Origin of the sequence: Mesorhizobium sp. Cs1321R2N1 (assembly GCF_037179725.1) — a bacterium.
Taxonomy (GTDB): domain Bacteria; phylum Pseudomonadota; class Alphaproteobacteria; order Rhizobiales; family Rhizobiaceae; genus Mesorhizobium; species Mesorhizobium salmacidum.
This window is the reverse complement of record NZ_JAPYKP010000057.1, coordinates 24,581-33,072: the sequence shown is the minus strand read 5'-3', so window position 1 is coordinate 33,072 and position 8,492 is coordinate 24,581. Positions and strand designations below refer to the sequence as shown.

8 protein-coding genes are annotated in these 8,492 nt (G+C 63.2%); 3 read left to right on the top strand and 5 right to left on the bottom strand.

Annotation, left to right across the window (positions count from 1 at the left end; genetic code table 11):
* Positions 1-302 precede the first annotated feature (302 nt).
* The gene (locus O7A61_RS16445; protein ID WP_337130688.1) at positions 303-692 is read left to right on the top strand and encodes a GFA family protein; all 390 of its coding nucleotides are present in this window, start codon (positions 303-305) and stop codon (positions 690-692) included.
* A 72-nt stretch (positions 693-764) separates the two neighbouring features.
* On the opposite strand, the gene O7A61_RS16440 is transcribed toward O7A61_RS16445, so the two are convergent.
* Positions 765-1,655: a DMT family transporter gene (locus tag O7A61_RS16440; protein ID WP_337130685.1), complete on the bottom strand. Its 891-nt coding sequence runs from the start codon at positions 1,653-1,655 to the stop codon at positions 765-767.
* Between the two features lie 106 nt (positions 1,656-1,761).
* Between O7A61_RS16440 and O7A61_RS16435 the strand changes: the two genes are divergently transcribed.
* Positions 1,762-3,165 (top strand): aminotransferase-like domain-containing protein, encoded by a 1,404-nt coding sequence (locus O7A61_RS16435; protein WP_337130683.1) that lies wholly within the window; start codon positions 1,762-1,764, stop codon positions 3,163-3,165.
* Between the two features lie 15 nt (positions 3,166-3,180).
* Here O7A61_RS16435 and O7A61_RS16430 read toward each other — a convergent pair whose 3' ends face one another.
* The gene (locus tag O7A61_RS16430) at positions 3,181-4,071 is read right to left on the bottom strand and encodes a LysR family transcriptional regulator (protein ID WP_337130681.1); all 891 of its coding nucleotides are present in this window, start codon (positions 4,069-4,071) and stop codon (positions 3,181-3,183) included.
* Positions 4,072-4,199: 128 nt separating this feature from the next.
* On the opposite strand from O7A61_RS16430, the gene O7A61_RS16425 reads away from it, so the two are divergent.
* On the top strand, positions 4,200-5,657 hold the full coding sequence (locus O7A61_RS16425) for an MFS transporter (protein WP_337130679.1): 1,458 nt from the start codon (positions 4,200-4,202) through the stop codon (positions 5,655-5,657).
* Between the two features lie 44 nt (positions 5,658-5,701).
* Here the strand turns inward: O7A61_RS16425 and O7A61_RS16420 are convergent, their stop codons facing one another.
* The 3 genes from O7A61_RS16420 to O7A61_RS16410 all read right to left on the bottom strand — a co-directional run bounded on the left by O7A61_RS16420 (position 5,702) and on the right by O7A61_RS16410 (position 8,286).
* Positions 5,702-6,199 carry a MaoC family dehydratase gene (locus O7A61_RS16420; protein ID WP_337130677.1) on the bottom strand — a complete coding sequence of 166 codons (498 nt, stop codon included), beginning with the start codon at positions 6,197-6,199 and terminating at the stop codon, positions 5,702-5,704.
* A 257-nt stretch (positions 6,200-6,456) separates the two neighbouring features.
* On the bottom strand, positions 6,457-6,885 hold the full coding sequence (locus O7A61_RS16415; RefSeq protein WP_337130676.1) for a phasin family protein: 429 nt from the start codon (positions 6,883-6,885) through the stop codon (positions 6,457-6,459).
* 105 nt (positions 6,886-6,990) lie between these two features.
* Positions 6,991-8,286 carry a DUF445 domain-containing protein gene (locus O7A61_RS16410; RefSeq protein WP_337130674.1) on the bottom strand — a complete coding sequence of 432 codons (1,296 nt, stop codon included), beginning with the start codon at positions 8,284-8,286 and terminating at the stop codon, positions 6,991-6,993.
* Between the last annotated feature and the right edge of the window lie 206 nt (positions 8,287-8,492).

Sequence of the window (8,492 nt, the reverse complement as noted above, 5' to 3'; positions counted from 1 at the left end):
AAGACGGCCTTCAATAATCGACAGCGCCATCTCCTCTCGACGCAGCGGCGTCAGACGGGCATTCTTGTGGATGTTCATTCGGACCCTCCGATGTGTACTGAAGCCTGGTAACTCCAGTCTCCTCGGTCCGGTCCGAATGGACAACCTCCCGAAAGCTCACATCTAGGCCGCGGATTCATAAAGCGAAGCGACAATCGGGTGGCCGCCAAGCCCATGCTCGACAAGAACGCGCCGCTGGTACTTTCATCGATAATGTCGCAATTGAGCGCCAGCTCGGCGCATCTCATGGCGACTCTCCAACTATGCTCGGTACAACTTATTGGGCCAGTGACTTAAGAAGAGTTTCCATGCGTGGTCATTGCTTATGTGGCGCTATTGCTTTTGAAGTCGATGGGCCGGCGCAAGCATGCGTGGCCTGTCATTGTGAAAGTTGTCGGCGGCAATGTTCCGCGCCGATGACCACCTACATTGGCGTCTTGGACGGCCACTGGCGATGGTTGGGCAAGCCACCGAAGGTATTCAACTCTTCTCCCGGTGTGGAAAGAACATTTTGCGATCACTGTGGCTCGCCGCTGTCCTTCCGCTCAACGAACATGTCCGATGTCATGCATTTTTTTGCAGCGGGGATGGAGGAGCCGGAAAATTTGCACCCACGCTGCATGTCGCTTTTGAGGAGAAGCTCCCTTGGTTGAAACTAGCCGACGGCCTGCCGACACGGTTTGGGCCTGACTATACGAAAAACTAGTCAGGGATCGGCATCATCCCTATGCAGTCGCACGCCGCGGCAAATCCCGCTTGGCAAACTTTTTCGCGCCGAACACACATGTCACCACGCCGAGCGTGACGACGATCATCATTGGGCTGACCTGCTCATGCAGCAGCGTCGCCGCCAATGCGAGCCCGAAAAACGGCTGCAGAAGCTGCAACTGCCCCACCGCTGCAATACCGCCTTGCGCCAGGCCGCGATACCAGAAGATGAAGCCGATCAGCATGCTGAACAGCGAGACATAGCCAAGACCGATCCAGGCATTGGAGCCGACGCTGGCGAAGGATGGCGGCAGGGTCGCAAACGTCAGCACCAGCATGATCGGCAGGGACAGCACCAGCGCCCAGCAGATCACTTGCCAGCCGCCGAGCTTGCGCGACAGTGCGGCACCCTCGGCGTAGCCCAGGCCGCAGGCGATGATGGCCGCAAGCATCAGCCCATCGCCGACCGGCGAAGCCGTCACGCCTTGCGCAAGTGCAAAACCCGCCACCAGCGCACTGCCGAGGCATGAGAACAGCCAGAAGGCCGGCCGGGGCCGTTCACCGCCGCGCAACACACCGAAGATCGCAGTCGCCAGCGGCAGCAGGCCGACAAAGATGATGGAGTGGGCCGAGGTGACATGCTTCAGCGCCAATGCCGTCAGCAAGGGAAAGCCGACCACCACGCCAAGAGCAACAATGACGAGCGACAGCAAGTCATGACGCCCAGGGCGTTTCTCGCGGAATGCAAGTAGCAGCGCCAGACCAAGCAGGCCGGCTATGACCGCGCGAGCCGATGTCAGGAATATGGGATCGAGATCCATCACCGCCACGCGCGTCGCCGGCAACGAACCGCTGAAGATCAGCACGCCAATAAATCCGTTCACCCAGCCGCTCGCCGTCTTGTCCATCGCAGGCTCCATTGCTTTCGTCCTCTATCGGGCGGACGCCCATGGTGCGGCCAGAGACAATGGGGTACAATTCGATGAAACTGTAATGGAGGATTGAGCAGTACGGATGACAGACCTTGCTTTGCAACCCGACGGCGCACGCACCCTTGTGGAGAGCGTCATGGCGACCATCCGTCAGCGGATCGCCGCGCGCAGCCTGACACCGGGAACCCGATTGCCGTCGATCCGTGCCTTCGCGAAGTCCATGCAGGTGTCCAAATCCACCGTGGTCGAAGCCTATGAGCGGCTCGCCGCCGAAGGCGCGATCCGCTCCCGGCCGGGTTCCGGTTTTTATGCCGCCGGCTCGCTGGCGCCGCTGTCCCTGGCCGAGATCGGCCCCCGGCTCGATCGTGCCGTCGATCCGCTCTGGGTTTCGCGCCAGTCGCTGGAGGTAGGCGAGGAGGTCCTGAAACCCGGTTGCGGCTGGCTGCCGGCATCATGGATGCCCCAGACCGGGCTGCGCCGGGCACTGCGTACGGTCGCGCGTGCCGACGATGTCGCGCTTGCCGATTACGGCACGCCGCTCGGCCTGCCGCCGCTGCGGCAATTGCTGGCGCGGCGCATGGCCGGGCACGGCATCGAAGCCTCCCCCGAACAGATCATGCTGACGGAATCGGGCACCCAGGCCATCGACCTGCTCTGCCGGTTCCTGATCGAGCCCGGCGACACGGTGCTGGTCGACGATCCCTGCTATTTCAATTTCCACGCTTTGCTGCGTGCCCACCGCGCCAGGGTCGTCAGCGTTCCCTACACACCATCGGGGCCGGACATCGAACTGTTCGCCCAGGCGCTGGCCGAACACCGGCCGCGCCTCTACATCACCAACTCCGCCATTCACAACCCGACCGGCGCGATCCTGTCTCCGGTCACCGCGCACCGGTTGCTCAAGCTTGCCGACCAATCGGACCTGACCATCGTCGAGGATGACATCTTCGCCGATTTCGAGCACACCCCCGCCCCAAGGCTGGCGGCGTTCGATGGCCTCAGTCGCGTTGTCCAGATCGGTAGTTTCTCCAAGACGCTCTCGGCCTCGGTCCGTTGTGGCTTCATCGCCGCGCCCCGAGACTGGATCGAGGGCCTGGCCGACCTCAAGATCGCCACGACTTTCGGCGGCGGACGGCTGGCGGCCGAACTCGTGCTGACGCTGCTGAAGGACGGCAGCTACCGCAAGCATATGGATCTGCTGCGCGCGCGGCTGTCGCGCGCCATGGTCGAGACCAGCGCCCGGCTGAAGGCGATCGGCATCACGCCCTGGATCGAGCAGCCGGCCGGGCTGTTCCTGTGGTGCGGCCTGCCGGACGGAGTGGATGCGGCCGAAATCGCCCGCCGCGCCCTGGCCGACAACATCGTGCTGGCACCTGGCAACGCGTTCAGCCTGTCGCAGTCCGCCAGTCGCTTCCTGCGATTCAACGTCGCCCAGTGCGCGGACGAGCGGATTTTCAAGGCGCTCGAAACGGCGATGGCTCGCTGATTTGGCGCGAAATCGTCAGTGTTTCGAACAAACCTCGCGCACGCACTCACGCAACCAGCGTTGCGCCGGATCGGCATCGAGGCGCGGATGCCAGAGCATGGAGATGGTGACGTCCAAGGTGGCGACCGGCAGGGGAAAACTGTGCATGTCGGCGCGCGCTCCTGTCGTATGCCGCTCGGGCACGCTAGCGATCAGGTCCGAGGCTCGGGCCATGGCAAGTGCCGCCGAAAAGCCCGAGACCATGCACACGACTGTCCGCCGCAAGCCAATCGTGCTCAGGGCCTCGTCGATCGGCCCTTTCTCGCGGCCGCGCCGCGAAACGCTGATGTGCCGGCCGGCCGCATAGCGTTCCGATGTCACCTTGCCCTCGCTCAGGGGATGGCCTGATCGAACAGCGCCGATGAAGCGGTCGCGAAACAGCGCCTGGATGCGCACCTCGGGTCCGGTCTCGCCGGCAACGCCAATTTCCAGGTCATTCGCCGCTTCGCGCAGCGACATCGCATCCTTATCGGACTTCGGCGCAAAACGCAGCCGCACCCCTGGCGCATCGGCCTCGATGCGGGCGACGAGACGGGGCGCGAACTCCTCGACGAAGCTTTCGTTGGTGCGCAATGTGAAGATCCGGTCCAGACTCCGGGGGTCAAGCAACTCGGCAGGGCGCAGGAGCACTTCCGCGTCCTGGACGACACGGCCGACCTGTGACCGCAATTCCTCCGCACGCGGCGTTGCCACCAGGCCGCGCCCGGCGCGGACCAGCAGAGGATCGCCCGTTGCCTCGCGCAGCCGCGCCAGCGTTCGGCTCATCGCCGAGGGGCTGAGGCGCAGACGGCGCGCCGCGCGCGCCACGCTGCCCTCGGCCAGCAGGACATCGAGGGCAAACAGCAGATTGAGATCGGGTGATATCATCGGTCTATCCTAGCATGATATGGCGTTTGACGCACGGATAAGATGCAAATGCTGCACCTTCCGCCATATCAGCCACAAGACTAGATCTCCGACGGCTCCGCTTCGGGAGCAGACAGAAGGAGATCGCCTTGGGACTCGCTGAGCAAAATCGGGAACTGACATCGGCGCCGCAACAGGCCCGGTCCACCGGCCTGGCGCTGGCGAGCCTGTCGCTCGCCACGCTGCTATCGTCCTTGGGAACCAGCATCGCCAGCGTCGGGCTGCCCTCGCTCATGCAGGCTTTCGATGCATCGTTCCAGTCCGTGCAATGGGTGGTTCTCGCCTATCTGCTCGCCATCACGACACTGATCGTCGGTGCCGGGCGGCTGGCCGACATGTTCGGGCGCCGGCCGTTGCTGCTTGGCGGCATCGCGCTGTTCACGCTGGCATCGGTGCTCTGCGGCCTCGCACCGACGCTCTGGCTGCTGATCGCGGCACGCGCCATGCAGGGGCTTGGCGCCGCGCTGATGATGGCGCTGACGTTGGCCTTCGTCGCGGAAACCGTGAGCAAGGAGCGAACCGGCAGCGCCATGGGCCTGCTCGGCGCCATGTCCGCGATCGGCACGACGCTCGGGCCTTCGCTTGGTGGCTTTTTGATCGCTGGCCTTGGCTGGCGGGCTATCTTTCTTGTCAATGTCCCGCTGGGCCTTCTGACCTTCGCTCTCGCCTGGCGTGCCCTGCCGGCGCGCAGCGGGACAATGGAGGTCGCTCGAGGCACGTTTGACGTCACGGGCACCGCCCTGCTGGCCCTTACCTTGGGCGCTTATGCCTTGGCATTGACGCTTGGAAGAGGCAATTTCGGCATGCCCAATTTGGGCCTGTTGGTCGCGGCCGGTATCGGCGTTATCGTGTTCGCCATCGCGCAGGCGAAGGCGAAGGTGCCCCTTGTCCAACTCGCCCGCTTCCGCGACCCACGGCTGAGCGCCGGCCTTGCCATGAGTCTCATCGTCGCGACGGTGATGATGGCAACCCTCGTGGTTGCTCCGTTCTATCTGTCGCGCGGGCTCGTATTGGATGCCGCGATGGTCGGAATGGCGCTTTCGACCGGGCCGCTTGTCTCGACCCTGTCGGCGCTGCTGGCCGGCCGCCTGACCGATCGCCTCGGCGCCCACGCGATGATGGTCGCTGGCCTGGCCTGCCTCGCCACGGGGACGTTCCTCCTGTCGTTTGCCCTGACCAAGTTCGGCATTGCCAGCTATGTCGTTCCAATCACCGTCACATGCTTCGGCTACGCCCTGTTCCAGACCTCCAACAACGCGGCCGTCATGGGCGGTGTAAGCGCAAACGAACGTGGCGTCGTTTCCGGTCTGCTCAACCTGTCGCGCAATCTCGGCCTCATCACCGGCGCATCGCTGATGGGCGCCATATTCGCGATTGCATCAAGTGACGCTCGGCAAGGGATTGGGCAACAGCTCTTGAATTCCGCGGCCGCGGCCCGGGGCATGCAGATCACCTTTCGGACAGCCACCGCCCTGGCGCTGGTTGCGCTGTTGCTCGCGCTGATCTCACTACGCTTTGCCGGCCGTACCCGGCCCGGGATTGCGTGACCCGTTTGGCGGTTGCCGGCGGCGGCGTCCCAAAGGACCGCCGTTCAGGCCCCTGCCCGTTTGCGGCGTTCGTAAAGCATGACCAGCGTTTCAGCCATCAGCGCCGGCTTTTCCTCGCCTTCGATCTCGACCGTGTTGGCTGCCTTCATCAGATACTGGCCTGGGCCTCTGTCTTCCATGGAAAGCAGCGTCGTGCGCAGGCGAATGCGTGCGCCGACCTTGACCGGCGCCAGGAATCGCACCTTGTCGAAACCGTAATTGAAGGCGGCCTGCGTATTCTCGGGCACGATCCCCATGTCGAGGGCCAGCGCGCCGATGATCGACAACGTCAGATAGCCATGCGCGATCGTGGTGCGGAACGGGCTTTGCCGCCGCGCCCGTTCAGGATCGACGTGGATCCATTGATGGTCGCCGGTGCAGTCGGCGAACTGGTTGATACGGTTCTGGTCGACCGTGGTCCATTCCGAGACGCCGAGCTCCTGTCCGGACATCGTTCTCAGCTGCTCGTAGCTAGGCGGCGTTTTAGGCCGTACTTCCGTCATTCCTGCTTTCCCGATCGCTTCCAAAGCTTCCGGACCACGAACCGGCGGCCTCTGTCAATTCATCCTGCGCAAATCCGTTCCGGCGGATTCGAGCTCACTCGTGCCATGCATTGCCAGGCGATGGCAGGCCGAATTCGGATTTTCCAACCTTCCAGGCTGCCACGAGCTGATGCTGTGGCGCTAATACAACTATGCGCAAGGTTGCGGAATCGCGAACCGGCGTGTCGGCCGAGGACGGAACGACAGCCGGTGAGAATCTACTTCGGCCCGTAACCGGCGCGGACCTCCTCCATCGCTTCCTTGATACGCGCGCGCAGGATGTCGATCGATTCGATGCCAGATTTCCTGGCCAATTCAGCCACTTCTCCGGCGTTCTTGAGCGCGGCCTCGAAGGATTTTCTGGCAAACTCCGTCTGCTTGGCCATGAGCTCTTGCGGATTGCCCGGTGCGCGGTAGCTCTGCGCCATATCGGCGACTTCCCGCAGCGTGTCCTGCAGCATCTCGCGCTGCCTCGACAACAGTGAGGATGCCCCGGCCGCACTGGTCCGTGCCGCCTTATCCAGCGCTTCCAGATTCTTGCGATGATGCGCAAGGATCGCCTCGACATCGACGTTGGGCACCTTCAGGTCACGGCCGAATCTGCCGAACATCTCCATGAAGGAATCGGATTCCGGTTGCCTGGCCATGATTGTCTTCTCCCCTGTTGCCGCTGGTGCGGACGCCCTCGACGGGAGAATAGCACTCGAACGCCGTGTGTCCATTTCGAACGCACGCCTGGGGGTCGATACGGATCAATTGACCGGGAGCAGCAACTCGATCGTATAGAGCACGATGCCGGCCAGCCCGCCGATGATCATGCCGTTGAAGCGGATATATTGCAGGTCGCTGCCGATGTTCATCTCGATCAGGCGCGTCAGTTGCGCCAGATCCCAGCGCTTGACCTGGTCGGCGATGAATTTCGATACGCCGCTCTTCTGGCTTTCGACGAAAGAGGCCAGCGCCACCACGAATCCTCCGTTCATGTCGGCCCGGATCTGCGCATCGCCGGCAAGATGGCGGCCGACCTCGACGAACATGCTGGCGAGTTGCTCCCGGATCAGCGAATTCGGCGCCTTGGCATCCTGCTCGATGAACAGGCTGAGGCTCTCCCACATGTCGCCGGCAAGCGCCCTGACTTCGGGTCTGGCGAGGAAATCGCACTTCATTTTCTCCGCTCGCTTGGCATATTGCTTGGATGTGCGCAGCCGCTCGACGAAGCCTAGCGCGAAACGGTCGAATTCGGCGCGCATCGGGTGGTCGGGATCGGCACGCACCTCGTCCAGCAGGGAGCCCGCCGAGGCGACGATCTTCTTCAGGAGATAGGCGTCGGCGCGAAACAGATTGAACAGCGACGGCAATTCCTCACGGATCTTGTCGCGCATCGTCGCCAGCGCCTGTTCGTCGTTGAGAAACCGGCCGATTACCTTGATGAACTCGTCGAACAGCTTCTGGTGGCGGCGATCGTCGGTGAGTGCCGACAAGAGTTCGGCCGCCAGCGGCGCCAGCGGCACCTTTTCGATCTGTTCGAGCATGCGGCTGGTGACGAAACCGCGCAGGCCGGATTGTTCGACGGCGGCAAGCGTCTGCGGCACAAGCCGCACGACGAAGCGCGACAGGTCGGCGGCGCGCTCGGCATCGGCCAGCCAGTCGGCGACGAGTGCCGAAAAATCGACCTCGGCGAGTTTTTCACGCACCGGCTCCGGCGCCAGGAAATTGACCTCGATGAAACGGCCGAGATTGTCGGCAATGCGGTCCTGGTTTTCCGGGATGATGGCGGTGTGGGGGATGGGCAGCCCGAGCGGCCGTTTGAACAGCGCGACCACCGCGTACCAGTCGGCAAGGCCGCCGACGGTTGCCGCCTCGGCGAAGGCGGCGACGAAGCCGAGCCACGGATAGCTGCTCTGGAAGGACTTGGCCAAGGCAAAGACCAGCACGCAGAGCGCCAGTGCCGCCGTGGCGACGAACTTTGTCCGCCGCAGCGCGGAAAGCTTGGCGCCCGCGTCGGCATCGAGCCGCACTGGCGCCAGGGACTGGTCCGATTGAGCCATGGATGGGCCGCTCCTCGTCGATCTCAGCCTATTTAGTGTTTCGACCGCCAGAATGCCCGTGACAGCGATTACCCCCGGGGTTTCACCCGGTCACGCACATAAAGTTGACGAGAATATTCAGCTATAACGCGAAGCTAGTCTGGAATTATTCCAAGGTATAGGCCATATTCCGTCGAGGCCAGTGTGGAGACTCCGAAAATCCGGAT

Bases quoted from the DNA above. Each gene is read 5' to 3' on its own strand.
- O7A61_RS16445 (WP_337130688.1), top strand. From the start codon at position 303: ATGCTCGGTACAACTTATTGGGCCAGTGACTTAAGAAGAGTTTCCATG.
- O7A61_RS16440 (WP_337130685.1), bottom strand. From the start codon at position 1,655: ATGGACAAGACGGCGAGCGGCTGGGTGAACGGATTTATTGGCGTGCTG.
- O7A61_RS16435 (WP_337130683.1), top strand. From the start codon at position 1,762: ATGACAGACCTTGCTTTGCAACCCGACGGCGCACGCACCCTTGTGGAG.
- O7A61_RS16430 (WP_337130681.1), bottom strand. From the start codon at position 4,071: ATGATATCACCCGATCTCAATCTGCTGTTTGCCCTCGATGTCCTGCTG.
- O7A61_RS16420 (WP_337130677.1), bottom strand. From the start codon at position 6,199: ATGACGGAAGTACGGCCTAAAACGCCGCCTAGCTACGAGCAGCTGAGA.
- O7A61_RS16415 (WP_337130676.1), bottom strand. From the start codon at position 6,885: ATGGCCAGGCAACCGGAATCCGATTCCTTCATGGAGATGTTCGGCAGA.
- O7A61_RS16410 (WP_337130674.1), bottom strand. From the start codon at position 8,286: ATGGCTCAATCGGACCAGTCCCTGGCGCCAGTGCGGCTCGATGCCGAC.